Source organism: Nocardioides sp. B129/18, assembly GCF_055282735.1.
Window position 1 is genome coordinate 84,042 of the sequence record NZ_JBUZJI010000012.1, and the last position, 25,308, is coordinate 109,349.

Genomic DNA, 25,308 nt, shown 5'->3' on the forward strand with positions numbered 1-25,308 from the left:
GGGCCTGGGCGGATCTCAGTCGCGGATCGACCGAGGAACGGCGACGGCCCCCGCCAGCGCGGGAGCGCTGATCCGGGGGCCGGTCTCGGAGCCGCCTGTCGGAATCGAACCGACGACCTAATCATTACGAGTGATTCGCTCTACCGACTGAGCTAAGGCGGCGTGTCGTCCAGGGAGCACCAGGACGACGGGGCGAGTGTAGCCAGGCGGGCCGCGCCCCACGAAACCGAGGCCTCACGCCCAGGCGGCGCACACGATCAGGCCGTCGGCGCGGGCCCAGCGTCCGTGGATCACGGTGCCGTCGGGCAGGCGGACCTTCGAGACGCCGGCCTCCAGGAGGACGACGTCGAGGTCCAGCGGCTCGCAGGTGCTCGCCGTCCAGGGCGACCACGCCTTGTAGGCGGCCTCCTTGAGCGAGAACAGCAGGCGGGCGACGTCGGGGCCGCGGGCCTGCTCGGAAGCGGTGAGCGCCACCGGGACGACGTCGGCGGGCAGCGGGAGGTCGGGCTCGGCGTCGATGCCGAGGGCGCGCAGGTCCGCCCTGACACAGCCCACGGCCGCGGCCACGAGGCCGTCGGCATGGGTGATCGAGCCGACGACGCCCTCGGGCCACTGCGGGGCCCGGAGAGCGTCGGGGAGCAGCGGCACCGGCTCCTCCCCCAGGGCCGTCAGCGCTGCGCGGGCCAGCCGTCGGCCCGTGGCGAGCTCGCGGCGGCGTCGCTCGCGGGCGTGGGCCGCCAGCGGGAGCTCCGCGGGCAGCAGGCCGTCCTCGTGCTCGGGGCCGAGGGCGCCGCGGTGCTCGCGCACCACGACGCCGGGTGGCACGAGATCGGCGAGGGTCATCGTGGGCGGCTCCGTGCGGGGGTCTCGACAGGCCCGACCACCGAACGCGGCTCGACCACCGAGCGCCGCTCGACCACCGAGCGCCGCTCGACCACCGACCCCATCGAACCCGAGCCGCTCACCGACTCAGTCGAACAGGTAGGCGGCGGCGAGGGTGAGCATCGCGCCGGCCAGCATGAAGAGCAGGAGGCGAATGAGCTGCGGGAGCAGGTCCTTCAGCATCGCAGACCGTCCTTCGGCACGACGTCGTCGACGAGGTAGGACTCGATGGCGTCGTCGACGCAGGAGTTGCCGGCGTTGTAGCCGGTGTGGCCGTCGCCGTCGCGGGTGACCAGGACGCCGGACTCCAGCTCCTTGGCCAGCGAGACCGCCCACGCGTACGGGGTGGCGGGGTCGCGGGTGGTGCCGACGACGACGATCGGGGCGGCGCCGGGGGCGGTGATGGAGTCGTCCTTCTCGGTGGCCTTCACATGGATGCCGTCGCAGCCGATGAGGCCCCAGGCGAAGACGCGTCCCAGCGTCGGGGAGGCCTTCTCGAACGCGGGGATCTGGGCGGCGACCTGGGAGGGCGCGAGCGCGTAGGGGTCGTCGAGGCAGTTGATGGCGTAGATGGCCTCGGCGCTGTTGTCGGCGTAGGAGCCGTCGGGGTTGCGGGAGGCGTAGACGTCGGCCAGGCGCAGCAGGGCGCTGCCGTCGCCCTTGACCGCCAGGGCCAGGGACTGGGTGAGGATCGGCCAGTAGTCGCGGTTGTAGAGCGGCGTGATGAGGCCGATGAAGGCCAGGCCCTCGGTGAGGGGACGATCGGTGCCGGTCTCGAGGGGCTTCTGGTCGGCGCCGAGGATGAGCTGCTTGATGGTGGCCAGCCCCTGCGGGACGGTCTTCCCGACCGGGCAGGAGGACTGCTTGACGCAGTCGGCGACGTAGGAGCGCAGGGCGGTCTCGAAGCCGCGCGCCTGGCCCAGGCTCAGCGAGCGGGAGTCGAGGGCGACGTCGACCGCGCCGTCGAGGACGAGCCGGCCGACCCGCTTCGGGAAGAGGTCGGCGTAGGTGGCGCCGAGCTTGGTGCCGTAGGAGGCGCCGAAGTAGTCGAGCTTGGTCTCGCCCAGCGCCGAGCGCAGGACGTCCATGTCGCGAGCGGCCTCGACGGTGGTGACGTGCCCGACGATCGCGCTGGAGCGCTCGACGCAGCCGCGGTAGAAGGCGTCGTAGCCGGCGACGGCGGCCTTCTGCTCGGCGGCGGTGTCGGGGTCGGGGTCGGCGGCGAGGAAGGCGTCGAGCTGGGCGTCGGTGAGGCAGTCGACCGGGGCCGAGGCGCCGGTGCCGCGGGGATCGAAGCCGACGATGTCGAAGTGGTCGCGCAGCGGCGCGCGGAAGGCGAGGTCGGCACTGGCGGCGTAGCTGGTGCCGGGGGCGCCCGGGCCGCCGGGATTGACCACCAGCGAGCCGATGCGCTCGCTCGGCTTGGCGGCCGGGACCCGCAGGACCGCCAGGCTCGCGGTGGCGCCGCCCGGCTTGCGGTAGTCGACCGGCACCCGCAGCGTCGCGCACTCGTTGGTGGTGCCCTTGCCGTCCTGGCCGGGGCAGGCCTTCCAGTCCAGCGTCTGGCCGTAGAAGCGGGCCAGCTCGGGCTCGGGGGCCGTGCTGGAGCCGGGCTCAGGCCGCGTGGTCGGCGCGATGGCGCTGCTCGAGCCGCCCATGCCGCCGCTGCCGGTGAGGGCGGCGACCAGGCTGACGGCCGCGCCGCCGGCCACGAGGGCCACGACGACGACGATGACGATCACGCGGGTGCTGCGGCTCAACGGCGGGCTCCTGCCTCGGCGGGGATCTGCATGGCCACCATCATCGACTCACACGCCAAGGCCGGCGGCACGTTGAACTCCAGCAGCTGCTCGCGGGCCTCGAAGACCGCGGTGATGCGGGCCAGGCAGCCCTCGGCGCCGACGGCGTCGGCGAGCCGCTCGATGGGCGCGCGCAGCTCCTCGTTGACCAGGCGTCCGGGCGCGCCCAGGGCCACCGCGACGCCGTCGCGGTAGACCGAGACGAGGTCCATGAGACTGCGGTCGAGGACGTCGAGGTGACGCCGCTTGGCGCGGGTCTTCTGGCTGCGCTCCATGGCGGCGAGCGCGGGGCCGTACTCGCGGGGACGACGGCCGCGCTCGACCACGCCGTAGGAGGCGTCGAGGTCGGCCTTCTCGCGGGCGTCGAGCTCGGAGGTGATGGCGTCGGCCTCCTCCTTGGTGATCTCGACGAGCCGCTGGGCCTCGCTCATGCAGCGGCCCAGGCCGGTGAGCCGCAGCGGCAGGCCGACGACGTCGTCGCGCCGCGCGCGGGTGGCCTCGTCGCGGGCCAGCGCCCGGGCCCGGCCGATGTGGCCCTGGCTGGCGCGCGCGGCGTGGTCGGCCAGGGCCGGGGCGACGCCGTCGGTGCGCTCGAGGAACGCCGCCACCTCGGCGGTGCTCGGCGTGGAGAGCGTGACCAGCCGGCAGCGCGAGCGGATGGTGGGCAGGACGTCGTCGACCGTGGGCGCGCACAGCATCCACACGGTGCGCTCGGTGGGCTCCTCGATGGCCTTGAGCAGGGCGTTGCAGGCCTGGTCGGTGAGGCGGTCGGCGTCCTCGATGATGAGGATCTGCCAGCGGCGCCCGGCCGGGGAGAGCGCGGAGCGGCGGACGAGGTCGCGGACCTCGTCGACGCCGATGGAGAGCTTCTCGGTGCGGATCAGCGCGACGTCGGCGTGGGAGCCGCCGAGCGCGGTGCGGCACTCGTGGCAGGTGCCGCAGCCGGCGTCGGGGCACTGCAGCGCGGCGGCCAGCGCGACGGCGGCGTTGGAGCGGCCCGAGCCCGGCGGGCCGGTGAACAGCCAGGCGTGGCTCATGCCGCGCCCGTGCGCGGCGGCGCTGAGCGCCTCGATGGCCGGGGCCTGGCCGACCAGGCCGTCCCAGACGCTCACGGGGTGCCCGTCGCCAGGCGCTCGAGCAGCGGGCGCACCCGCTCGCGGACCGCGGCGGCGACCTCCTCGACGCTGCCGCGGGCGTCGAGGACGGCGTAGTGCTCGGGGTCGGCGGCGGCCATCGTCAGGAAGGCCTGCCGCACTCGCTGGTGGAACTCCAGGGACTCGCCCTCGATGCGGTCGCGCTCGGTGAACCGGCCCAGGCCGGCCGACGGCTCGAGGTCGAGGACGACGGTGAGGTGCGGGCGGAGGTCGCCGGTGGCCCAGCGGGCCACGGCCTCGACCTCGGCGACCGGCAGGGTGCGACCCGCACCCTGGTAGGCCAGCGTGGAGTCGACGTAGCGGTCGGTGATGACGACCTCGCCGCGCTCGAGCGCCGGGCGGACGACGGCGTCGACGTGCTCGGCCTTGTCGGCGGCGTAGAGCAGCACCTCGGTGCGGTCGGCCAGGGCGCCGGTCTCGGGACTGAGCACGATGCGGCGGACCTCCTGGCCCACCGGGGTGTCGCCGGGCTCGAAGGTGAGCACGACGGTGTGGCCCTGCTCCTCCAGCCACGTGCGCAGCAGCCGGGACTGGGTGGACTTGCCGCCGCCCTCGCCGCCCTCGAAGCAGACGAACAGGCCCGTGGCCGCGTGGACGCCGCCCGGGGCGTCTGCTGCGATGGCGCCGCTCATGCCCCGAACCTACGGGGCGGCGCCGACACGCGTCATCCCGGGCCCGCGCCGGCGGTCCGCGGTGACGACCGTCACCCCGGGGCGTCCGCGTCGTTGCTCTCCACATGCGTCGCCTCCTCCCCGCCGTGGCCTCCCTCCTGTGCGCCCCGCTGCTGCTCCTGCCCGGCTCGTCCGGCTCCCTCGCTCCGGCCGCCTCGGCCGCCACCGCCCCCGCGGTGACCGTGACCCCCCTGTGGTTCAGCGTCGACGTCGGACCCGGCAGCGCCACCCGCTGCACGATCGTCGCCGACCTCTACCGGCCCGCGGACGCCTCGCCCTCGCGTCGGGTGCCCGCCGTGCTCACCACCAACGGCTTCGGCGGGTCCAAGGACGACCAGGCCGGCCTGGGCCGCTACCTCGCCGGCCGCGGCTACGCGGTGCTCTCCTACTCCGGCCTCGGCTTCGGCGGCTCGACCTGCCCGATCTCGCTGGACTCCCCCGTCACCGACGGCCGCGCGGCCCGCTTCCTCGTCTCCTACCTCGGCGGGCAGACCGGCCGGGCCTACCTCGACGCCGGGCTGACGCGGAAGGCCCCGCGCCTGGACGTCGTGCGCCGCGACGCCCGCGACCACCGCGGCCACCGCAGCGCCTTCGACCCCCGCGTCGGCCTCATCGGCGGCTCCTACGGCGGCGGCAACCAGTTCGCGGTCGCCTCGATCGATCCGCGCGTCGACGCGCTCGTGCCGCTCATCACCTGGAACGACCTGAGCTACTCCCTGGCGCCCAACGACGTCGTCGCCAACGGCACCGAGCGCGCCGTCGGCGTCACCACCCCCACCCACGGGCAGGCCAAGCTGCTGTGGGCCGGCGGCTTCTCCGGCCTCGGCATCGCCCGCGGCCTGGAGAACGCCAGCGCCGACCAGCAGCGGCTCATCGGCTGCCCGAACTTCGAGTCGTGGGTGTGCCCCTCGCTGATCAACGCCACCACCACCGGCACCCTCGACGACGCCACCTACCGGCTGCTGCACGACCGCTCCGTGGCCTCGTTCCTGCCGCGCATCACCGTGCCGACGCTGCTGATGCAGGGCGAGGGCGACACCCTGTTCAACCTCAACGAGGCCGCCGCCACCTACGCCGCCCTCAAGCGGCAGGGCACCGTCGTCAAGCTCATCTGGAGCGACGGCGGGCACTCCAACCCCTATCCCACCGGCGAGATCGACCTCGACGCCCCCGACGCCCGCACCCAGTACCTCGTGCAGCGCGCCGAGGCGTGGCTCGACCGCTACCTCAAGGACCGCGACGTGTGGACCGGCCCCGCCTTCGCCTACTTCCGCGACTGGGTCTCCTACACCGGCAACGCCAAGCCGGCCTACGCCTCCGCCGCGCAGTTCCCGCTCACCGGCGGTCGCACCCTCACCCTCGACGGCACCGCGCTGAGCGCCACGCCGTCGGCGAGCCCGGCGTCCCAGATGCTCGTGACGCCGATCGCCGGCCTCCCGACGTCCTACGACACCCCCGACGTCGTCAGCGGCTCCTTCGCGGGCCTGCCGCCGGTGCCGACCTTCCCCGACTCCGACCTGCCCGGCACCGCCGTCGCCTGGACCAGCGCCCCGCTCACCGCGCCGCTGACCGTGGTCGGCTCCCCCGTCGCCCGGCTCACCGCCTCGGCCCCGACGCTGCCCGCCGGCCAGCCGCTCACGCTGTTCCTCAAGGTGCTCGACGTCGCCCCCGACGGCTCGGCCACGGTGATCCGCGACCTCGTCTCGCCCGCCCGCGTCGCCGACCCGACGCAGCCCTTCACCGTCCGCATGCCCGCCTTCGCCCACCGCTTCGCCCCCGGCCACTCCGTGCGCCTGGTGGCCGCCGGCGGCGCGATCTCCTTCCGCGGCGGGCTGCTCCCGGTGCCGGTGACGATCGCTGGTGGGGGGTCGCTGCGGCTGCCGGGGGCGTGAGAGGAGGAGTTCCCCGGCTGACCGGGGAACTTCTTGTTGGTCAGGGGAACTTGGGGTCTCTGACGCCCAACTTCCCCTGACCAATCTCCTCCTCATCCACAGTCCGGGCGGACTGCTGGGGCAGGGTGGGCGCATGGCCGAGAACGCAGACCAGGTGCACGCCCGAGCCCTCGCCCACGCCGACGTCGCCGGACGCCTGCCGTCGCCCGACATGGCGGCGTGGGACGTCTTCCCGTGGGAGGTCGTCGACGGAGAGCTGCGTCCGAAGCCGCTCGCCGCGCCCGGGCCCGAACGAGTCCGCGACGGCGAGGCCGGGCCCGATGTCTGCGGCACCTGCCAGGGCGGCGACGAGAAGGTCGTCTGGGAGGACGAGCACTGGCGGCTCATCCACCTCGGCGGCCCCAGCGGCATGCCGGTGGTGCTCATGCTCCTGACGCGCGAGCACGTCGACGCCGGCCGCCTCACCGACGACCTCGCCTCCGAGCTCGGGCGCATCACCAACCGGCTCGTGCGCATCGTCGAGGGCCTCGACGGCGTCGGCCGCTGCCACGTCAACCGATGGGGCGACGGCGGCGCGCACTTCCACCTGTGGTTCTTCGGCCGCACGCAGGGCCTGGCGACGATCCTCGGGTCCTACGCCGTGGAGTGGGACGAGATCCTCCCGTCAGGCCCCGAGGACGTCTGGCGCGCCGACCTGCACGCCATCGCCACCCGGCTGGCGCACTGGGGCGGCGTCGCGCGGGTCTGAGCCGGCGTCCTCGCACGGCGCTGACGACCGTCGGCGGGCGTCACTCGGCACGCGAACCGTGCGGTTGGCACGGGACATCTCCCGTGCCCACCGCACGATTACCCGGCTGACCGGGTAATCGGGCCGGCGCCCCGCGTCACGCCTTCTTGGCGGTCTTCTTCGCAGCCGTCTTCTTCGCAGCCGTCTTCTTGGCCGCGGTCTTCTTCGCCGCGGTCTTCTTGGCGGCCGTCTTGGCAGGCGCCTTCTTGGCACCCTTCTTGGCCGCCTTCTTCGCCGGGCCCCGCTCGCGACGCTCGGCGAGGAGCTCGGCGGCGCGCTCGAGGGTGATCGCCTCGACGGAGTCGTCCTTGCGCAGGGTGGCGTTGTACTCGCCGTCGGTGACGTACTCGCCGAAGCGACCCGACTTCACCACGACCGGCTGGCCGGAGACGGGGTCGTTGCCGAGCTCCTTGAGCGGCGGGGCGGCGGCGGCGCGGCCGCGCTGCTTGGGCTGGGCGTAGATGGCCAGCGCCTCGTCGAGGGTGACGGTGAAGAGCTGGTCCTCGCTGGTCAGGGAGCGGGAGTCGGTGCCCTTCTTCAGGTACGGCCCGTAGCGGCCGTTCTGGGCGGTGATCTCCTCGCCGTCGGCGCTCTCGCCGACCACGCGCGGCAGCGAGAGCAGGCGCACGGCGTCCTCGAGGGTGACGGTGTCCAGCGACATCGACTTGAACAGCGAGCCGGTGCGCGGCTTGGCGCTCTTGGGGGCGTCCTCGGGCAGCAGCTCGGTGACGTAGGGGCCGTAGCGGCCGTTCTTCGCGACGACCTCGAGACCGGTCTCGGGGTGGCGTCCGAGCTGGATCTCCTCGCCGGCCGGGTTGGCCAGCAGCTCCTTGGCCTTGGCGACGCTGAGCTCGTCGGGCGGGAGGTCGTCGGGGACGTTCGCGCGCCGCGCGAAGGCGTTGCCGTCGTCGTCGGGGCCCTCGACGTAGGGGCCGTAGCGGCCCACGCGCAGGTGGATGCCGGAGTCGGCGCCGCCGACGGGGAAGGTCGCCAGCTCGCGGGCGTCGATGTCGCCGAGCTCGTCGACGAGCTTCTTGAGACCCTCGACGTCGCCGGTGCCGTAGTAGAACTCCGCCAGCTCGGCGTTGCGCTCCTTGCGGCCGGCCGCGATCTCGTCGAGGACGTCCTCCATCTGCGCGGTGAACTCGTACGAGATCTGCCGCGGGAAGTGGTCCTCGAGCAGGCGGATCACCGAGAACGCCAGCCACGCCGGCACCAGCGCGGTGCCCTTCTTGTAGACGTAGCCGCGGTTGAGGATCGTGCCGATGATCGAGGCGTAGGTGGACGGACGCCCGATCTCGCGGTCCTCGAGCTCCTTGATGAGCGTGGCCTCGGTGTAGCGCGAGGGCGGCTTGGTCTCGTGGCCCGACGCCGACAGCGCGGCCGCCGACAGCGCGTCGCCCTCGGCGAGCGCGGGCAGGCGGGTCTCGGCGTCGTCCTTCTCGGCGGCGTCGTCGGTGCCCTCGACGTAGGCCTTGAGGAAGCCGTGGAAGGTGATGACGCGGCCGCTGGCGGAGAACACGACGTCCTCGCCGGAGGCCGCGTGCCCGCCGAGGCGGATCGTGACGGTCTGGCCGGTGGCGTCCTTCATCTGCGAGGCGACGGTGCGCATCCAGATGAGCTCGTAGAGGCGGAACTGGTCGCCGGTGAGGCCGGTCTGCGCCGGGGTGCGGAACGACTCGCCGGCCGGGCGGATGGCCTCGTGGGCCTCCTGGGCGTTCTTGACCTTCGAGGCGTAGACGCGCGGCGCGTCGGGCAGGTACTCCGCGCCGTAGAGCTCGCGCACCTGCGCCCGGGCGGCGCCGACGGCCGACTCCGAGAGCGTCGTGGAGTCGGTGCGCATGTAGGTGATGTAGCCGTTCTCGTACAGGCGCTGGGCCACCGACATCGTGACGCTGGCGCTCATGCCGAGCTTGCGGCTGGCCTCCTGCTGGAGCGTGGTGGTGCGGAACGGCGCGTACGGCGAGCGGCGGTAGGGCTTGGCCTCCACCGAGCGGACGTCGAAGGAGGAGTCGGCCAGGCCCTCGACGAGGTCCTCGGCACGGATGCGGTCGAGGTGGACGACGCTCGCGCCGGACTTCAGCCGGCCGTCGGGCCCGAAGTCGGAGCCGCGGGCCACCCGGACGCCGTCGACGGAGTGCAGCTTGGCCGGGAAGAGGCGCTGGTCGTGCTTCGCGCCGGCGTCGAAGGTGCCCTCGAGGTCCCAGTAGGTGGCCTGGGTGAAGCGCATCCGCTCGCGCTCGCGGTCGACGACCAGCCGCGTCGCCACCGACTGCACGCGGCCTGCGGAGAGGCCGGACATGACCTTCTTCCACAGCACCGGGGAGACCTCGTAGCCGTAGAGGCGGTCGAGGATGCGGCGCGCCTCCTGGGCCTCGACGAGGTCGTCGTTGATGGTGCGCGGGTTCTCGACGGCCGCGAGGATCGCCGGCTTGGTGATCTCGTGGAACACCATGCGGTGCACGGGGATGTTCTTCGGCTTCAGCTCGTCGAGCAGGTGCCAGGCGATGGCCTCGCCCTCGCGGTCCTCATCGGTGGCGAGGTAGAGCTCGTCGGCGTCCTTGAGCAGGCTCTTGAGCTTGGCGATGTGGCTCTTCTTGTCGCGCGGGACGACGTAGTACGGCTCGAAGCCGTTCTCGACGTCGACCGCGAGCCGGCCCCACGGCTTGTCCTTGATCTTCGCCGGGGTGTCGGCGGCGCTCTGCGGCAGGTCGCGGATGTGGCCGATGGAGGACTCGACGACGTACCCCTGACCGAGGTACCCGCCGATCGTGCGGGCCTTCGCCGGGGACTCGACGATCACCAACTTGTGTGCCACAGACCTTCTACTTCCATGAGGGGTGTTGCCGGGTGTGCTGCCGGGCGTGCTGCGGGGAGGAGCGCGGGCCGAGCACGGCCCACGGCGGCTCACGGTAGCGCGTGCTCCCGACCGGGGCCCTCACGGAGACGGCCCGGAGACCGCCCGGAGACCGCCCGGAGACCGCCCGGAGACGGCCCGGGGATGTCGGGGAGGCGTCAGCGCAGGTCCGCGAAGCCCTCCGCGACCAGCGCCCGCGCGGTGGCCAGGTGGTCCTCGCGCAGCGCCTCGGGCTCCTCGTCGAGCAGGACGGCGAGGGCGTCGAGGATCTGCCCGACGGTGAGGTCGCCGTCGCAGGCCCCGGCGAGCGCGGCCTCGACGGTGTCGGCGCGCCGGGCGCGACGCAGGCCGCGCTGCTGGCGCAGGACGATGGCGGAGGGGTCCTCGGCGCCGGCCGCGCCGACGGTCTCCTGGACGACGTCCTCGCGCAGCACCAGTCGGGAGTCCAGGCCGACGTCGAGGCGCTGGGCCGCACCCCACTCGGCGATCGCCGGGGCGATGGGCTGCTCGACGTCGAAGGGCCACTCGAGCAGCTCGCGGGCGCCGCGGCCGCCGGTGCGCAGGTTGATCCAGCCGAAGCCGATGGCCTCCACGCCCTGCTCCTCGAACCACGAGAGCCAGGTGTCGTAGCGGCGGGAATACTCCGCGACGTCGACGGCGCCGGTGGCCGGGTGCTGACCGGCGTCCTTGAGCCACAGCTCGACGTAGGCGGCGGTGTCGAGCACCTCGCGCTGCACGACGAGGGCGTCGCAGCCGGGGTCGATCCACGCGTCGAGGCGCTCCTGCCAGGGCCGGTCGGCCAGGATCGCCCAGTTGCCGAGCACCTGGCACCAGCCGCCGTCGGTGAGGTGGGCGGGCGCGGCGCGGACGATGTCCTCGACGACGCGGTCGCCGGGCAGTCCGGAGTCGCGGTAGACCAGCCGCTCGCCGGTGGCCGGCGAGATCACGAACGGCGGGTTGGTGGCGATGAGGTCGAAGCGCTCGCCCTCGACGGGGTCGAAGAACGAGCCGTCGCGCACCTCCACCCGCTCCTCGACGCCGTTGAGCGCGGCGTTGAAGCGGGCCAGGCGCAGCGCCCGGGCGTTGACGTCGGTGGCGACGACCCGCTGGGCGTGGGCGGCCAGGTGCAGCGCCTGGACGCCGCAGCCGGTGCCGAGGTCGAGCGCGGAGCCCACCTCGTGGCGCAGCGTGAGCTGGGCCAGCGACGTCGACGCCGGGCTGATGCCGAGCACGTGGTCGGCCCCGACGCGGGTGGCGGTGCCGTCGAGGCCGGGGGTGAGGTCGCTGACGACCCACAGCCCCGGGCCGGCGTCGTCGTCGGTGCCGTAGGGGCGGATGTCGAGGCGCGCGGCGACCTCGCCGACCGACTGCTCGAGGAAGCCCTCCACCGCGAGCCGGTCGACCAGCCCCGGCAGCGCCTCCTCGGCGGCGCGCAGCGACACCGGCGTCTGCAGCAGGAACAGCCGCACCAGCGTCGCCAGCGCCCCGCCGTCGCGGGTGCGGCGCAGGCCGGGGGTGGTCTCGTTGCGGGCCAGGGCCTCGTGGGCCTGGGGGCCGAGCAGGTCGGCGACGGCGTCGTAGGTGAAGTCCGCGGCCGTCAGCGCGTCCCGGAGCCGGTGGGGCAGGCCGGTGGGTGCGGTCATGGCCGCGAGCCTAGGGCGTCGGCGGCTGGGCCGGCCGGGTGAGGTCGCAGGGACGCCTCCGTGGCCCGGTCGGGCCATCCCTGACCCGAACGGGTCATCTTGTGGCCGCGAACGGCCATGGTGGGCCCATCCCCCTCCCGACGCGAGTCAGGGCTCTCTAATGTGGGGGATGTCGCGGTGGCGGGTCGGGAGCCCCGCCACCGCGATCTGCGTCGGGCCCACGGACGGGCCCGCTCCCGGGCGCCCGACCCCACGGAAGGGATCCCCGATGAGGAACCCCCGGCGCGCGCTCGGCGCAGCCGTCACCGCCACCCTGACCCTCTCCGGCCTCGCACTCGGCGCCGCGCCGACGCAGGCCGCACCCGCAGCCCCGGCCAGCGCCCTCGTGCGCGCGCAGGCCGCCCCGGGCGCCGAGCGCCCCGACGGCCTCCTCGACCCGCTGCTGCTGGTGGTCCAGCAGCTGCCGGTGATCGGCGGCAGCGCCGGCGTCGGCAGCCTCCTCACGCTCTCCCAGCCGGTCTGGAACCTGCTGGGCGTCACCAGCTCGGTGCGCTGGCTGCGCGACGGCGTCGCGATCCCGGGCGCCACCGGCTGGAGCTACCTGCCCACCGTCGACGACGCCGGCCACACCGTGCAGGCGATCGTCACCGGCTCGCTGCTGGGCCTCCTGCCGCTCGACGTCGTCACCAACGCCCTGCCGATCCCGGCCCTCGGCGGTGGCGGCGGCGCTGGCGGCGGACTCGGGACGCTGCTCTCCGCGCTGCAGCCGCCCTCGCTCAGCGGCCTGGGCTCGGTCGGCTCGGTGCTGAGCCTGCTCGACCCGGTGTGGAACCTGCCGGGGGTCTCGACGGCCTACCAGTGGTTCGTCGACGGCGTCCCCGTGCCCGGCCAGACCGGCCCCACCTTCGTGCCGGGCCTGGCCGATGCCGGCAAGCAGGTCTACGCGGTCGTCACCGGCCTGATCTCCGGTCTGCCGCTGGTCTCGACGCTGACCGACACCCTCTCGATCCCGGCCCTCACCGGCTCGCGCTCGGTGCAGGCGACCTCGGCGCCCTCGGTGCCCGGCCCGGTGAAGGTCGGCACGCCGACCACCGCGACCGCGCCCACCTGGGACACCGACTCGACGACCACCACTTACCAGTGGCTGCGCGACGGCGACCCGATCTCGGGCGCGAAGGCCCGCACCTACACGCCGAGCGCCGTCGACCTCGGCCACCAGCTCAGCGTCCTGGCCACCGGCTCGGCCGACGGCTACACCTCGAGCACCGTCGAGAGCACCGATCCCGCCACCGTCCAGCGCGGTGACGCGCCGCGGTGGACCGTCCAGCCGCGCATCACCGGCACCGCGAAGCGCGGTGCCACCCTCACCGCGCAGCCCGGCTCGTGGGGCGCGGGCGAGACGCCGAGCTTCACCTACGTGTGGAAGCGCGCCGGCAGCGTCGTGGCCGGCGCGACCGACGCCACCTACGCCCCCGGCGTCGCCGACCTCGGGCGCGCGGTCACCGTCACCGTCACTGCGGTGCGCACCGGCTACCAGCCCGCCACCTTCACCACCTCGCCGGTGACGGTGGCCCGCGCCGTCAGCACGACCCGCGCGCGCCTGGTGAAGGCCCGCGTCAAGCCCGGGGCCCGGGCGGTCATGGCCGTCAGCCTGCGCGCCTCGGGCGTGCGTCCCGGGGGCACCGTCAAGGTCTACGACGGCAGCCGCAGGGTGGGCACGTTCACGGTCACCGGCAGCCGCCGCGTGCGCCTGCCCGTGCTGAAGGCCGGCACCCACCGGCTCCGCGCGGTCTACGCCGGCTCGAGCAGCGTCACCGGCTCGCGCTCGGGCGTCGTCCGGCTGACGGTGCGCTGACGACTCCCACGGCCCGCTCATCCGACACGACGGGGCCCGTCTCGTGCGGGTGCGGTGGGCGACCTAGGCGATCGCGGAGTCGCGCCGCTTCGAGACGACCACCGCGGCGGCGATGATCGCCACCGCCACCAGGGCGATGACGATGCGGATCACGTCGTGCTCGTCCTCTCCGACGCTGAGGGAGACGACCGCGCTGGCGATGAGCAGCGAGACGAGGTTCATCACCTTGATCAGCGGGTTGATCGCCGGCCCGGCGGTGTCCTTGAACGGGTCGCCGACGGTGTCGCCGATGACCGTGGCGGCGTGCGCCTCGGAGCCCTTGCCGCCGTGGTTGCCGTCCTCGACGAGCTTCTTGGCGTTGTCCCACGCGCCGCCGGCGTTCGCGAGGAACACCGCCATCAGCGTGCCGGTGCCGATGGCGCCGGCCAGGAAGCCGGCCAGGGCCGTGGCGCCGAGGCCGAAGCCCACCGCCACCGGGGCCAGCACCGCGAGGATGCCCGGCGTCACGAGCTCGCGCAGGGAGTCGCGGGTGACGATGTCGACGACCCTGCCGTACTCCGGACGTCCGGTGCCCTCCATGATCCCCGGGATCTCGCGGAACTGGCGGCGCACCTCCATGACCACCGCGCCGGCCGCACGGCCGACCGCGTTGATCGCCAGGCCCGAGAAGAGGAAGACCACCGCGGCGCCGAGCAGGACGCCCACCAGCACGGCGGGGTCGAACACGACGAACGAGAGGCCCTCGTCGGGGCTGGGGTTGGCGTCGGCCAGCGCCTCGGCGATCGAGGTGGCGTAGGAGCCGAACAGCGCCGTGGCCGCCAGCACCGCCGTCGCGATCGCGATGCCCTTGGTGATGGCCTTCGTGGTGTTGCCGACGGCGTCGAGCTCGGTGAGGATCTGCGCCCCCTCCTCGCTGACGTCGCCGGACATCTCCGCCACGCCCTGGGCGTTGTCGGAGACCGGGCCGAAGGTGTCCATCGCGACGATGACGCCGACCGTCGTCAGCAGGCCGCAGCCGGCCAGGGCGACGGCGAACAGCGAGACCGTCAGCGACGCGCCGCCAAGCAGGTACGCGCCGAACACCGCGGCGCCGATGACCAGCGTCGTGTAGACCGCCGACTCGAAGCCGACCGCCAGACCCGAGAGGATCACGGTGGCAGCGCCGGTGAGGCTGGTGCGTCCGACGTCCTGCACGGGGCGGTACTCGGTGCCGGTGTAGTAGCCGGTGAGGGCCAGGATGCCCGCGGCCATGACGATGCCGATGACCACCGCCACCGCCGCGATCACCCGCGGGTCGCCCTCGGCGGCCAGCGCGGCGACGTCGACGTTCGTCAGGTCGGCGAAGCTGCTGGGCAGGTAGACGAAGCACAGCACCACGGACGCGACGGCCGCGATCGCGGCCGAGATGTAGAAGGCCCGGTTGATGGTGACCAGGCCGTTCTCGCCGACGCGCGGCTTGGTGAGGTAGACGCCCGCGACGGCCGTGAGCGCGCCGATCGCCGGGATGAGGAGCGGGAAGACCAGGCCCTTGTCGCCGAAGGCCTGCGAGCCGAGGATCAGCGCCGCGACCAGCGTCACCGCGTAGGACTCGAAGAGATCGGCGGCCATGCCGGCGCAGTCGCCCACGTTGTCGCCCACGTTGTCGGCGATCGTGGCGGCGTTGCGGGGGTCGTCCTCGGGGATGTTCTGCTCGACCTTGCCGACGAGGTCCGCGCCGACGTCGGCGGCCTTGGTGAAGATGCCGCCGCCCACGCGCATGAACATCGCGAGCAGCGCGGCGCCGAAGCCGAAGCCCTCGAGGACGTCCGGGGCCTCGTCCTGGAAGGCGATCACCACGATGCTGGCGCCGAGCAGGCCCAGGCCGACGGTGAGCATGCCGACCATCGCGCCGGTGCGCAGGCCGATCGTCATGGCCGGCTCGCGTCCGACCTCGTTCGCGGCGGCCGCGACGCGCAGGTTGGCGCGCACGGCCAGGGACATGCCGAGGTAGCCGACGGTGGCCGAGAAGCCGGACCCGACGAGGAAGAACACCGAGCGGAAGATCCGGACTGTGACGTCGTCGGCCGGCAGGGCCAATAGCGCGACGATCGCGACGGCGGCGAAGATGGCGAGGGTGCGGAACTGGCGCTGGAGGTAGGCGTCGGCCCCCTCCTGGACGGCCTGGGCGATGGTGCGCATCTGCGCGGTGCCCTCGCCCGCGGCGAGGACCTCCTTGCGGAACAGCGCGGCCATGACCAGGGCACCGAGCGCGATGAGGCCGACGACGACCACCAGCACCAGATTCCCGCCGGTGACCTCCACGACCGCGGGTTGGATACCCGACATGCACTTTCCTCCTGCGTCGACGAGCGGGAGGCCCGGAGTGTGATCCAGGTCTCATGGATGCGCCGTACTCTAGCCACGCCCGAGGGCCGCTCCGCGACATCGTGTGACCCGGGTCACATGTCGGGGCGCGCCGGAGGGCGTCGCGTCGTCGGTCCCACCCGATCGGGTCCGGGCAGCACGACGCCCCCGGGCCGAGGGCTGCGGGGGCGTGCGGTGTCGTGGGGTGTCGTGGGGTGTCGTGCGGCGGTCGGGGCGCGGGACGCGCCGGGGCGTCAGCCGGCGAGCGCGGCCTCGGCCGAGGCGTGGATGACGAAGACCTTCGCCAGGCCGGTGATGCGGAAGATCTTCAGCAGGCGGTCCTGGGTGCAGACCAGGTGCAGGGAGCCCTGGTGGGCGCGGACCTTCTTCAGGCCGCCGACGAGCACGCCGAGCCCGGTGGAGTCGAGGAACTCCACGGCCTCCATGTCGATGACGATGTCGTAGACGCCCTCGCCGACGAGCTCGGTGATCTTGTCGCGCAGCTTCGGCGCCGTGTAGACGTCGATCTCGCCGCCGACGGACACGATGGTCTTCCCATCGATCTCGCGCGTCGCCAAGGTCAGGTCCACGACTTCTCCTCCACAGCCGGCATCGACTGGTCTGGCGTCCCGGAGCCGGCGAACCTGAGACGAGACCGCTCATATCAAACCATGCAGCGGGCCCTGCGGTGCAATAAGTGGACAAGCCGGGACGCCCCGGTGGCCGGTCCCGGCCACCGCACCCGCTCCCTCGACGCCCGCCGGCTCCGCAGGCTGTCGGCGCCGTTTGCCACACTCGCCCCCGTGCCCGACGTCCCGACCGCCGACCTGCTGACCCGGCTGGCGGCGCACCGCGACGAGCGGCTCACCCACGTCGAGCAGGTGCCCGAGCGCGTCGGACGTCCCACCGACTGGCCGTCCTGGGCCGCCGACGACGTCACCGCCGCCTTCGCCGAACGCGGCATCACCCGCCTGTGGGAGCACCAGCGCGCCGTGGCCGAGGCCGCCCACGCCGGACGCCACGTCGTCGTCGCCACCGGCACCGCCTCGGGCAAGTCCTTGGCCTACCAGCTGCCGGCGCTCACCGCGATCCGCACCGCGCGGGGCTCGCGCGGCCAGCGGGGCGCGTCGGTGCTCTACCTCTCGCCCACGAAGGCCCTCGCACACGACCAGGCCACGGCGCTGGGCGGCCTCGGCCTCGACGTCCGGCTCACCACCTGCGACGGCGACTCCGGCCGCGATCAGCGCGACTGGGCGCGCGAGCACGGCGAGTACGTGCTCACCAACCCCGACATGCTGCACCGCTCGGTGCTCCCCCAGCACCAGCGGTGGGCGGGGTTCCTGCGCACGCTGCGGTTCGTCGTCGTCGACGAGGCCCACCACTACCGCGGCGTCTTCGGCGCCCACGTGGCCCAGGTGCTGCGCCGTCTGCGCCGCGTCTGCGCGCTCTACGGCGCCGAGCCGACGTTCGTGCTCGCCTCGGCCACGATGGCCGAGCCCGCCGACACCGCTCGACGGCTCACCGGGCTCGAGGTCGAGGCCGTCGTCGACGACGCCTCCCCCCGTGGCCCGCTCACCCTCGGCCTGTGGGAGCCGCCGCTCACCGAGCACACCGGCGAGAACGGAGCCCCGGTGCGTCGCTCGGCCGCCGCCGAGACCTCCGACCTCGTCGCCGACGCCGTCGCCCACGGCGCCCGCTGCCTGGCCTTCGTGCGCTCGCGTCGCCAGGCCGAGCAGGTGGCCGCGGTGTCGGCCGGCCTGCTCGACGAGGTCGAGCCCGGTCTGGGGGCTCGGGTCAGCGCCTATCGCGGCGGCTACCTGCCCGAGGAGCGTCGCGAGATCGAGGCCGACCTGCGCAGCGGGCGGCTCCTCGCGCTCGCCGCCACCAGCGCGCTCGAGCTGGGCATCGACGTGCACGGCCTCGACACCGTCGTGCTCGCCGGCTTCCCCGGCACCCGCGCGGCGCTGTGGCAGCGGGTCGGGCGGGCGGGCCGTGACGGCGCCGCCGCCACGGCCGTGCTCGTCGCCCGCGACGACCCTCTCGACACCTACCTGGTGCGCCACCCCGAGGCGCTGCTCTCCCGGCCCGTCGAGGCCACCGTCTTCGATCCCACCAACCCGCACGTGCTCGGCCCGCACCTGTGCGCCGCCGCCCAGGAGGCGCCCCTCGTGCGCGCCGACCTGCCGCTCTTCGGGCCCACCGCCGAGGCCGTCGTCGCGCAGCTCGTGGAGCTCGGCCTGCTGCGCAAGCGGCCGCGCGGCTGGTTCTGGACCCACGACGGCTTCGCCGCCGACCTCGCCGACCTCCGCTCGGCGGGCGGTCGACCGATCCAGCTGGTCGAGCAGGGCACCGGACGCGTGGTCGGCACCGTCGACGCCGGCAGCGCCGACGCCGTCGTGCACGACGACGCCGTCTACGTGCACCGCGGCGAGAGCTGGGTGGTCGACCACCTCGACCTCGCCGAGCACGTCGCGGTGCTGCACCGCGAGGAGGTCGACCACACCACGTCGGCCCGCTCGGTCACCGACATCCGCGTCGTCGAGGAGCGCGAGCACCGCTTCTGGGGGCCGTGCCGGCTCTCGGTGGGCGAGGTCGACGTCTCGACCCAGGTGGTCGGCTACCTCATCCGCGACGCCCGCAGCGGCGACGTCGTCGCCGAGGAGCCGCTCGACCTGCCCGTCCGCACGCTGCGCACCACCGGCGTGTGGTGGCAGGTGCCGGCGGCGGTGCTGGCCGAGGCCGGGCTCGACGAGCTCGACCCGATGGACCTCGCCGGCGCCGCGCACGCCGCCGAGCACTGCTCCATCGGCCTGCTGCCGCTCTTCGCCACCTGCGACCGCTGGGACATCGGCGGCGTCTCCACGATCCTGCACCCCGACACCGGCGAGCTCACCGTCTTCGTCCACGACGGCCACCCCGGCGGGGCCGGGTTCGCCGAGCGCGGCTACCGCGCCGCCGAGGCCTGGCTGCGCGCCACCCGCGAGGCCATCGGCGCCTGCGAGTGCGAGACCGGCTGCCCCTCCTGCGTGCAGTCGCCCAAGTGCGGCAACCAGAACAACCCGCTCGACAAGGCCGGCGCCGCGCGCCTGCTCGACGTGCTGCTGGCCGGTGCGGGCCAGGCGAGCGCCCCAGCGCCGGTCTGACACCTCCGCCCGAGGACCTCAGCGCGGATCCGGGCGCGTTGCAATCCTTGCAACGCCAGGACCTGCCCGCGCTCGGGCACCAAGGCTGGCGTCGGGGCCGAGCCAGCCGTCGACCGCCACCGACACCTCGACGACGACGTCGGAGCCGCTCGGGGTGCAGGCGACGAGGCGGGCGCCGTTGGCCTCGGCCACCGGGGCGGCGGCGCCGCAGTCACCGCCGGCCGCGGCCAGGGCGGCCAGGTCGGCGGCGGCCTGGGCTCGGCGGTGCTCGACGACGAGCCCGGTGACCTCGGCGAGGGCGACGCCGACGAGGAGCAGCACGGCCGCGAGGGCGACGGCGAGGACCGTGCCGACGCCGCGGTCGTCGCGGGGGCGTCGCGACCGACTCACGGATCCTCCTCGGCGCCCACGGCCTCGGCGCGCACGGTGGCGCCGGGGAGCAGGCCGTCGAGGACGCCGCCGGGCATCCCCACCGACCCGGTGACGGTGACGCGCACGCGACCGTCGGCGCGGGCCAGGGCGATGCGGGATCCGTCAGGCGCGATGCCGGCGCCGGCGGCGATGGCCTCGGCGTCGGGATCGCCGCGGGCGGCGAGCCGGGCGGTCTCGCGGGCGGCGTCGACCGCGCGCACCTGGGCCAGACCGACGGCGAGCAGCCAGCACAGCGCGGTGGTGAGCAGCACCAGCACGGGCAGCACCATGACGGCCTCGGCGGTGACCGCGCCCCGCTCGCCGCGGCGGACGCCGCGACGAGCGGGGCGAGGACGCGGGGACGCAGCGCTCATCCGACGCCCAGCATCGACAGGGCCTTGTCGAAGAGGACGGTGAGGATGCGCTCGCCGAGACCGCCGGTGAGCATCGTGTAGAGCAGGCCGGCGAAGCCGGCGCCGGCCGCGGTGCCGACGGCGTACTCGGCGGTGGTGATGCCGTCGTCGCGACGGCTGCGGGGACGGATGCGGGTGCGGGACATGGGTGACTCCTGGTGCTCGAGGGATGGGGTGGCTGGGGGTCGGGGACGTGCGAGGGCCCGGCGGTGCGCGGGCCCTCATGCGGCGACCTTCGAGAGCAGGCCCGCGACCAGCGGGACGATGCCGAGGAGCAGGAACGACGGCAGCAGGCAGGCGCCCAGCGGCACCGCGGCCCGGACGCCGACGGCGCGGGCGCGCTGCTCGACGTCGGCACGGGCCTGACGGTCGAGGTCGTCGGCGAGCCGGGCGAGCACCAGCTGCACCGAGGCACCGGACTCGCTCGCGCGATGGAGGGCTCGGGCCAGGACGCCGAGCACGGGGTCGTCGCCGAGGCCGAGCCACAGCGACGCGGGATCGGCGCCGAGCTCGAGCCGGGCGAGCGAGGCGAGGAGACGCTCGGAGGTCGGACCGGGCAGCGCCCGCGCCGCCACCGCGACGGCCGACGCCGGGGCGAGTCCGCCGCCGACGGCGGTGGCGGTGAGGCCGACGAGCTGGGGCAGATCCTGACGCTCGCGCTCACGGCGGCGCCTCACCGCCGGCGGCTCGCGTCGAGCGCGACGCACGCCCACCAGCACGGCCGCGGGCACGGCGGCGATCGCGCCGAGCACGCCGCCCACCAGCACCCAGGCGAGGGCGCCCGCCGCGGTGCCGAGCAGCCACGGGGTCACGCCCGGACCCTCGGAGGGGGCGGCGACGACCGGGGCGTCCTGGTCGCTCGGAGCCACGGAGAGCGCCGCCAGGGTCCGGGCGCGCGGCAGGACGAGCAGGGCGCCGGCGAGGACCAGCCCGGCGAGGAGGATCGGCGCGGAGGTCATGCGGGGGCCTCGCCCTCGACGTCGAGGGCGATCGACTCGATCCAGCGCAGCCCGAGCACGGCGAGCCCCAGCCCGGCCAGCAGGCACACGACGCCGGCGGTGGACCCGAGCAGGAACGTCAGCGGACGGCCGCCGCTGCTGGCGCCGATGCCCCAGGCCGCCACCGGCAGCAGGGCGACGAGGCGGGCCGTGGCCCGTGCGGAGGCGAGCTCGCCGCGCACCACGAGCGCCGTGGCGGCGTCGGCGCGCAGGCGGGACGCGACGGCGTCGAGGGCGGGGGCCAGGCCGGCGCCCGTGCGCCACGAGACCTCCCAGGCGGCGGCGACCGCCCGCAGTCCGCCGCAGCCCGGCGCGACGGCGAGCTGACGCCAGGCGTCGGGGACGTCGGCGCCGAGGTCGGCGGCGGCGCTGACCGTCGCGAGGGCAGGGTGACGGGTGGTGGCCGAGGTCAGGGCGAGGGAGGTCGGGCGTCCGGAGGCGAGGTCGGCGGCGAGCGACTCGCAGGCCTCCTGCACCCACGCCCGTCCGGCGAGCACCTCCCGCGAGAGGGCCTGGCGTCGCAGGATCGCCAGGACGCCGCGCAGCAGCAGGCCTCCGCCGACGCCGAGCAGGACGACCCGCGTCAGCGGGAGTCCGAGCGCGGCCAGCCCGGGGACGGCGCTCACCGCCGCGAGCGCGATGAGCAGGGTCGGGCGCGCGGGCGGGCGATCCTCCGCTGCGGGCGCCATGGGCCGCCGACGGGCCGGCGCCAGGGCGAGCAGCGCGAGGGTCAGCAGCACGCCGACGGCGGCGGGCAGCGCGGCGCCCGTCATGCCGGGACCTCGCGGCCGGGAGCGAGCATCCGGCGCAGCCGCTCGTACGCCGGCCCGGCCATCGCCTCCGCGCCGTCGCAGCGCACGGCGGTGACCAGGCGCACCCAGCCGTCGGCGTCGCGCTCGGGGACGGCGAGCTCGGCGACCCGGCGGCGTCCGGCGCGGTCGCGGGCGAGGTGCACGACGAGGTCGAGCCCCGAGGCGAGCTGGCTGTGGGCGGCCGCCCGCCCCAGCCCGGCGGCCAGGGCGAGGGCCTCGATGCGCGCGGGGACGTCGGCGGCGGAGTTGGCGTGGACGGTGCCGCAGCCGCCCTCGTGGCCGGTGTTGAGGGCGGCGAGCAGCTCGACGACCTCGCCACCGCGGACCTCGCCGACGACGAGGCGGTCGGGGCGCATGCGCAGCGCCTGGCGCACCAGCGTGCGCAGGTCGACGGCGCCGACGCCCTCGACGTTGGACGTGCGGGCCTCCAGGCCGACGACATGAGGGTGCGCGGGCGCGAGCTCGGCGGAGTCCTCGACGACGACCAGCCGCTCGGCGGGCGGCACCAGCCCCAGCAGCGTGGCCAGGACGGTGGTCTTGCCGGTGCCCGTGCCCCCGGTGACGAGGAAGGCCAGGCGTCGCTCGACGACCGCGGCGAGCACCTCGGCCAGCTCGCGGGTGAGGGTGCCGGAGGCGACGAGATCGTCGAGGGCGAGCGCGGTGCCCGCTGGGACGCGCAGCGAGAGGAGCGTGCCGGGGCGGGCGAGCGGGGCGAGGACGGCGTGGAGGCGGGTGCCGTCGGGGAGCCGGGCGTCGACGTGCGGCGCGGCGTCGTCGAGGCGGCGCCCGGCCGTCGCCGCCAGTCGCTGGGCGAGCCGGCGGACGGCGGCGTCGTCGGGGAAGGAGACCTCGACGGGCTCGAGCCCGGAGCCGCGGTCGACGTAGACGCCCTGCGTGCCGTTGACCAGGACGTCGGTGACGCCGGGCAGTCGCAGCAGGGGCTCGAGCGGACCGGCGCCGACGGCGTCGCGCACCAGCCGGGCGTGGACGGCGAGGACGGCGGCGTCGCCGACCGGGCGCCCGCCGGCCCGCAGCGCCTCGGCGACCCGCTGCGGCGAGAGCGGGCCGGGCGCGCGGGCGAGGGCGTCGCGGACGAGCTCGACGTCGGCCGACGACGGCTCGGGAACCGGGCCCGCCGCGAGGAGGCTCATGCGGCGTCGCCGAGCAGCGAGACCCGCTCGAGGAGGTCGCGGGCGGTGCGGCCCAGCGGACCGCGCGGGCTGCGGACGGGTCCGAGGCCGAGGTCGAGCGCCTCGTCGAGACCCCGCTGCGGCGCCATGGCCGCGGCCAGCGGCACCCGCAGGGCCTGCGCGCAGGCCTCGGCGGCCTCGCTCGGGCCGCGGACGACCAGCCGCAGGCGCTCGGGGTCGGGCGCGGTGCGGCACCAGCGGGCGGTGGCCGCGACGGCGCTGATGCCCGGGGTGGTGACGACGAGGACGACGTCGCAGCGGGCCAGGAGCTCCTCCCCCACGGCGCCGGCGGCACGGGGCAGGTCGAGGACGACGTGGCGGTGTCCGCGCTGGGCGGCCGAGAGCACCTCGCGAGCGGCGAAGGCCGGCAGCGGCTCGGCGACCCCGGCGGCCCAGGTGAGGACGCCGAGCTCGCCGCGCCGCGGGACGGCGTCGCGCAGGGAGCGGGCGGAGATGCGGCCAGTGGTGCGGCACAGGTCGGCCCAGCGCACGCCGTGGCGGGACTCGAGGCCCAGCACGCGGTCGAGACCGGGCCCGAGCGGGTCGGCGTCGACGGCCAGGACCGGCCCGAGGGCGGCGGCGCGCTGGGCGAGGGCGGCGGCGAGGGTGGTGGCGCCGGCTCCGCCGCAGCCGGCGACGACGCCCACGACGCGACCGGGCGGGGCGGCGCGCTCGTCGAGGTCGGCGAGCAGCTCGGCGAGCCATCCGCCCGAGCGGGGCAGGTCGGAGACGGCCTCGGCGCCGAGCGCGACGGCCGAGCGGAAGAGGTGCTCGGGGACCTGCTCCCACGCCAGCACCTGGACGCCCGGGCGGCGGCGCAGCCCCAGCGGCACGAGCTCGCCGGCGAGATCGGAGCCGACGAGGACGAGCGCTGCACGACCCCACAGCCGCACGGCCTCGGAGAGCTCGGCGGTGACGTGCACGCGCACGCCCGCCGCGGCCGCGAGCCGAGCGACCTCCTCGACCAGCGAGGGCTCGCGGGAGAGCAGGAGCGGCACGCCCTGCGGGGTGCGTCCGGGCCCGGGAGGGCCGGCGGAGCCGGTGACGGGCCCCGTGACGGGACCCGTGAGAGCGGCGTCGGTGGAAGCGAGGGAGCAGGAGGAGGAGCGTGCGAGGGCCATGGCTCCACGCTCGTCGGACGGGCGCCGCAGCGGGAGGGGTCGATGACGATCTGGGGACGACGCTGTCGAGTGAGCCCCTGTGGAGGCTCAGCGGCCTACGATGAGGGCATGCCGGCCGCGGCCTTCTTCGATCTGGACAAGACGATCATCGCGAAGTCCAGCGCGCTCGCGTTCAGCAAGCCCTTCCAGGCCGGCGGTCTCATCTCCCGCCGCTCGGTGCTGCGCTCGGCCTACGCCCAGTTCGTCTACCTCGTCGGCGGCGCCGACCACGACCAGATGGAGAAGATGCGGCTGTTCATGTCGCAGCTGGTCGCCGGCTGGGACGTCGCGACGGTGCGCGAGATCGTCGCCGAGACCCTGCACACCGTCGTCGACCCGCTGGTCTACGACGAGGCCGTCGGGCTCATCGAGGAGCACCACGCCGCCGGCCGCGAGGTCGTCATCGTCTCCACCTCCGGCACCGAGGTCGTCGAGCCGATCGGCCGCCTGCTCGGCGCCGACACCGTCGTCGCGACGCTGCTGGAGGAGGTCGACGGCCGCTACACCGGCGAGATCGCCTACTACGCCTACGCCGAGGAGAAGGCCGTCGCGGCCCGTCGCCTGGCCGCCGAACGCGGCTGGGACCTCGCCGAGTGCTACGCCTACTCCGACTCCATCACCGACGTGCCGCTGCTCGAGGCCGTCGGCCACCCGCACGCCGTCAACCCCGACCGCGACCTGCGTCGCGTCGCGGCCCAGCGGGGCTGGCCGATCCTCGTCTTCGCCAAGCCGGTGGCGCTGAAGTCGCGCATCGCGCCCACGCGTCCGACGCTCGCCGCGCTGGCCGTGGGCGGGGCGGTCGCCGTCGGGGGCCTGGCGTGGGCGAGCGCACGGCGTCGTCGTCCTGCCGTCTGAGGCTGCTGCCCTCCGGTTCCACGACGCACGACACGCCGCGTGCCTCTTGTGGCCCAGGTCACATCGGCGTACAACTGGAGTCACAACTCCACAGACGTACACGCGGATCGGGTACCCACGCGGCATTCCACCCAATGTCTGGGCGCCGATTCAGCCGGGATGCTCCCGGCACGGCAGTTGCGATCATGCACGCTTGGTAGCCGGCGATCCACGTGTCAGCGGTGGCACCCAGGACTTCGTGAGCCGGGGTGCCACCTGCATGTCCGCGGTCGGACGCCGTCGTCGAGCCCTCGCGTCCGGGGCTCCGTCGGACGGAATCGAGCGGAATCGGGCCGATCAGGTCAGGGAGAACTGGACGTTGTCGGGGGAGACCTCCCCTGACAACGTCCAGTTTCCCCGGATATCCGGGGCGGATTCGTGGGGTCATCGCAACACCTGGTGTG

The 25,308-nt window shown here is 74.8% G+C and carries 20 protein-coding genes and 1 tRNA gene; 5 read left to right on the plus strand and 16 right to left on the minus strand.

Features of this window, described 5'->3' with window-relative positions:
- Positions 1–89 precede the first annotated feature (89 nt).
- The 5 genes from ACZDWJ_RS10855 to tmk form a co-directional block, all read right to left on the minus strand.
- Positions 90–162: transfer RNA gene (locus ACZDWJ_RS10855), tRNA-Thr, on the minus strand.
- Between the two features lie 72 nt (positions 163–234).
- Positions 235–843 carry a 4'-phosphopantetheinyl transferase family protein gene (locus ACZDWJ_RS10860; RefSeq protein WP_463520971.1) on the minus strand — a complete coding sequence of 203 codons (609 nt, stop codon included), beginning with the start codon at positions 841–843 and terminating at the stop codon, positions 235–237.
- 215 nt (positions 844–1,058) lie between these two features.
- Positions 1,059–2,642, minus strand: coding sequence for an alpha/beta hydrolase (locus ACZDWJ_RS10865; RefSeq protein WP_463520972.1), 1,584 nt, complete (start codon positions 2,640–2,642; stop codon positions 1,059–1,061).
- Entirely contained in the window at positions 2,639–3,793 is a 1,155-nt protein-coding gene (locus tag ACZDWJ_RS10870) for a DNA polymerase III subunit delta' (RefSeq protein WP_463520973.1), read from the minus strand. Before ACZDWJ_RS10870 ends, ACZDWJ_RS10865 begins: the two co-directional genes overlap by 4 nt.
- A complete protein-coding gene (gene tmk, locus ACZDWJ_RS10875) occupies positions 3,790–4,467 on the minus strand; it encodes a dTMP kinase (RefSeq protein ID WP_463520974.1) in 678 nt (225 codons plus the stop codon). Before tmk ends, ACZDWJ_RS10870 begins: the two co-directional genes overlap by 4 nt.
- A gap of 104 nt (positions 4,468–4,571) precedes the next feature.
- On the opposite strand from tmk, the gene ACZDWJ_RS10880 reads away from it, so the two are divergent.
- Positions 4,572–6,398: an alpha/beta fold hydrolase gene (locus ACZDWJ_RS10880; protein WP_463520975.1), complete on the plus strand. Its 1,827-nt coding sequence runs from the start codon at positions 4,572–4,574 to the stop codon at positions 6,396–6,398.
- Between the two features lie 133 nt (positions 6,399–6,531).
- Complete coding sequence (locus ACZDWJ_RS10885) at positions 6,532–7,146, plus strand: hypothetical protein (RefSeq protein WP_463520976.1); 615 nt, start codon at positions 6,532–6,534, stop codon at positions 7,144–7,146.
- A 136-nt stretch (positions 7,147–7,282) separates the two neighbouring features.
- Here ACZDWJ_RS10885 and topA read toward each other — a convergent pair whose 3' ends face one another.
- Positions 7,283–10,003, minus strand: coding sequence for a type I DNA topoisomerase (gene topA, locus ACZDWJ_RS10890; protein ID WP_463520977.1), 2,721 nt, complete (start codon positions 10,001–10,003; stop codon positions 7,283–7,285).
- 197 nt (positions 10,004–10,200) lie between these two features.
- Positions 10,201–11,685 (minus strand): DUF7059 domain-containing protein, encoded by a 1,485-nt coding sequence (locus ACZDWJ_RS10895; protein ID WP_463520978.1) that lies wholly within the window; start codon positions 11,683–11,685, stop codon positions 10,201–10,203.
- Positions 11,686–11,953: 268 nt separating this feature from the next.
- On the opposite strand from ACZDWJ_RS10895, the gene ACZDWJ_RS10900 reads away from it, so the two are divergent.
- A complete protein-coding gene (locus tag ACZDWJ_RS10900) occupies positions 11,954–13,540 on the plus strand; it encodes an Ig-like domain repeat protein (protein ID WP_463520979.1) in 1,587 nt (528 codons plus the stop codon).
- Positions 13,541–13,603: 63 nt separating this feature from the next.
- Here the strand turns inward: ACZDWJ_RS10900 and ACZDWJ_RS10905 are convergent, their stop codons facing one another.
- The gene (locus ACZDWJ_RS10905) at positions 13,604–15,865 is read right to left on the minus strand and encodes a sodium-translocating pyrophosphatase (protein WP_463520980.1); all 2,262 of its coding nucleotides are present in this window, start codon (positions 15,863–15,865) and stop codon (positions 13,604–13,606) included.
- 272 nt (positions 15,866–16,137) lie between these two features.
- A complete protein-coding gene (locus ACZDWJ_RS10910) occupies positions 16,138–16,473 on the minus strand; it encodes an anti-sigma factor antagonist (protein WP_463520981.1) in 336 nt (111 codons plus the stop codon).
- A 213-nt stretch (positions 16,474–16,686) separates the two neighbouring features.
- Between ACZDWJ_RS10910 and ACZDWJ_RS10915 the strand changes: the two genes are divergently transcribed.
- Positions 16,687–19,026 (plus strand): DEAD/DEAH box helicase, encoded by a 2,340-nt coding sequence (locus tag ACZDWJ_RS10915; protein ID WP_463520982.1) that lies wholly within the window; start codon positions 16,687–16,689, stop codon positions 19,024–19,026.
- Between the two features lie 18 nt (positions 19,027–19,044).
- Here ACZDWJ_RS10915 and ACZDWJ_RS10920 read toward each other — a convergent pair whose 3' ends face one another.
- The 7 genes from ACZDWJ_RS10920 to ssd form a co-directional block, all read right to left on the minus strand.
- Positions 19,045–19,416 (minus strand): Rv3654c family TadE-like protein, encoded by a 372-nt coding sequence (locus tag ACZDWJ_RS10920; protein ID WP_463520983.1) that lies wholly within the window; start codon positions 19,414–19,416, stop codon positions 19,045–19,047.
- On the minus strand, positions 19,413–19,811 hold the full coding sequence (locus tag ACZDWJ_RS10925; RefSeq protein WP_463520984.1) for a TadE family type IV pilus minor pilin: 399 nt from the start codon (positions 19,809–19,811) through the stop codon (positions 19,413–19,415). Before ACZDWJ_RS10925 ends, ACZDWJ_RS10920 begins: the two co-directional genes overlap by 4 nt.
- Entirely contained in the window at positions 19,808–19,996 is a 189-nt protein-coding gene (locus ACZDWJ_RS10930) for a DUF4244 domain-containing protein (protein WP_463520985.1), read from the minus strand. The genes ACZDWJ_RS10925 and ACZDWJ_RS10930 overlap by 4 nt, the downstream gene beginning before the upstream one ends.
- A gap of 75 nt (positions 19,997–20,071) precedes the next feature.
- Positions 20,072–20,809, minus strand: a complete 738-nt coding sequence (locus tag ACZDWJ_RS10935; protein ID WP_463520986.1) for a type II secretion system F family protein — start codon at positions 20,807–20,809, stop codon at positions 20,072–20,074.
- Positions 20,806–21,621 carry a type II secretion system F family protein gene (locus tag ACZDWJ_RS10940; protein WP_463520987.1) on the minus strand — a complete coding sequence of 272 codons (816 nt, stop codon included), beginning with the start codon at positions 21,619–21,621 and terminating at the stop codon, positions 20,806–20,808. Before ACZDWJ_RS10940 ends, ACZDWJ_RS10935 begins: the two co-directional genes overlap by 4 nt.
- Positions 21,618–22,811: a TadA family conjugal transfer-associated ATPase gene (locus ACZDWJ_RS10945; protein ID WP_463520988.1), complete on the minus strand. Its 1,194-nt coding sequence runs from the start codon at positions 22,809–22,811 to the stop codon at positions 21,618–21,620. Before ACZDWJ_RS10945 ends, ACZDWJ_RS10940 begins: the two co-directional genes overlap by 4 nt.
- Positions 22,808–23,971, minus strand: a complete 1,164-nt coding sequence (gene ssd / locus ACZDWJ_RS10950) for a septum site-determining protein Ssd (protein ID WP_463520989.1) — start codon at positions 23,969–23,971, stop codon at positions 22,808–22,810. The genes ACZDWJ_RS10945 and ssd overlap by 4 nt, the downstream gene beginning before the upstream one ends.
- A 108-nt stretch (positions 23,972–24,079) precedes the next feature.
- Here ssd and ACZDWJ_RS10955 point away from each other — a divergent pair, with 108 nt between their 5' ends.
- Entirely contained in the window at positions 24,080–24,865 is a 786-nt protein-coding gene (locus tag ACZDWJ_RS10955) for an HAD family hydrolase (RefSeq protein WP_463520990.1), read from the plus strand.
- Positions 24,866–25,308 lie beyond the last annotated feature (443 nt).

What these genes read in the sequence shown, in the direction of transcription:
- tmk (WP_463520974.1), bottom strand. Translation starts at nt 4,467, where the DNA reads ATGAGCGGCGCCATCGCAGCAGACGCCCCGGGCGGCGTCCACGCGGCC.
- ACZDWJ_RS10900 (WP_463520979.1), top strand. Translation starts at nt 11,954, where the DNA reads ATGAGGAACCCCCGGCGCGCGCTCGGCGCAGCCGTCACCGCCACCCTG.
- ACZDWJ_RS10885 (WP_463520976.1), top strand. Translation starts at nt 6,532, where the DNA reads ATGGCCGAGAACGCAGACCAGGTGCACGCCCGAGCCCTCGCCCACGCC.
- ACZDWJ_RS10955 (WP_463520990.1), top strand. Translation starts at nt 24,080, where the DNA reads ATGCCGGCCGCGGCCTTCTTCGATCTGGACAAGACGATCATCGCGAAG.
- ACZDWJ_RS10905 (WP_463520980.1), bottom strand. Translation starts at nt 15,865, where the DNA reads ATGTCGGGTATCCAACCCGCGGTCGTGGAGGTCACCGGCGGGAATCTG.
- ACZDWJ_RS10940 (WP_463520987.1), bottom strand. Translation starts at nt 21,621, where the DNA reads ATGACGGGCGCCGCGCTGCCCGCCGCCGTCGGCGTGCTGCTGACCCTC.
- ACZDWJ_RS10930 (WP_463520985.1), bottom strand. Translation starts at nt 19,996, where the DNA reads ATGTCCCGCACCCGCATCCGTCCCCGCAGCCGTCGCGACGACGGCATC.
- ACZDWJ_RS10925 (WP_463520984.1), bottom strand. Translation starts at nt 19,811, where the DNA reads ATGAGCGCTGCGTCCCCGCGTCCTCGCCCCGCTCGTCGCGGCGTCCGC.
- ACZDWJ_RS10935 (WP_463520986.1), bottom strand. Translation starts at nt 20,809, where the DNA reads ATGACCTCCGCGCCGATCCTCCTCGCCGGGCTGGTCCTCGCCGGCGCC.
- ACZDWJ_RS10945 (WP_463520988.1), bottom strand. Translation starts at nt 22,811, where the DNA reads ATGAGCCTCCTCGCGGCGGGCCCGGTTCCCGAGCCGTCGTCGGCCGAC.
- ACZDWJ_RS10860 (WP_463520971.1), bottom strand. Translation starts at nt 843, where the DNA reads ATGACCCTCGCCGATCTCGTGCCACCCGGCGTCGTGGTGCGCGAGCAC.
- ACZDWJ_RS10880 (WP_463520975.1), top strand. Translation starts at nt 4,572, where the DNA reads ATGCGTCGCCTCCTCCCCGCCGTGGCCTCCCTCCTGTGCGCCCCGCTG.
- ssd (WP_463520989.1), bottom strand. Translation starts at nt 23,971, where the DNA reads ATGGCCCTCGCACGCTCCTCCTCCTGCTCCCTCGCTTCCACCGACGCC.
- ACZDWJ_RS10895 (WP_463520978.1), bottom strand. Translation starts at nt 11,685, where the DNA reads ATGACCGCACCCACCGGCCTGCCCCACCGGCTCCGGGACGCGCTGACG.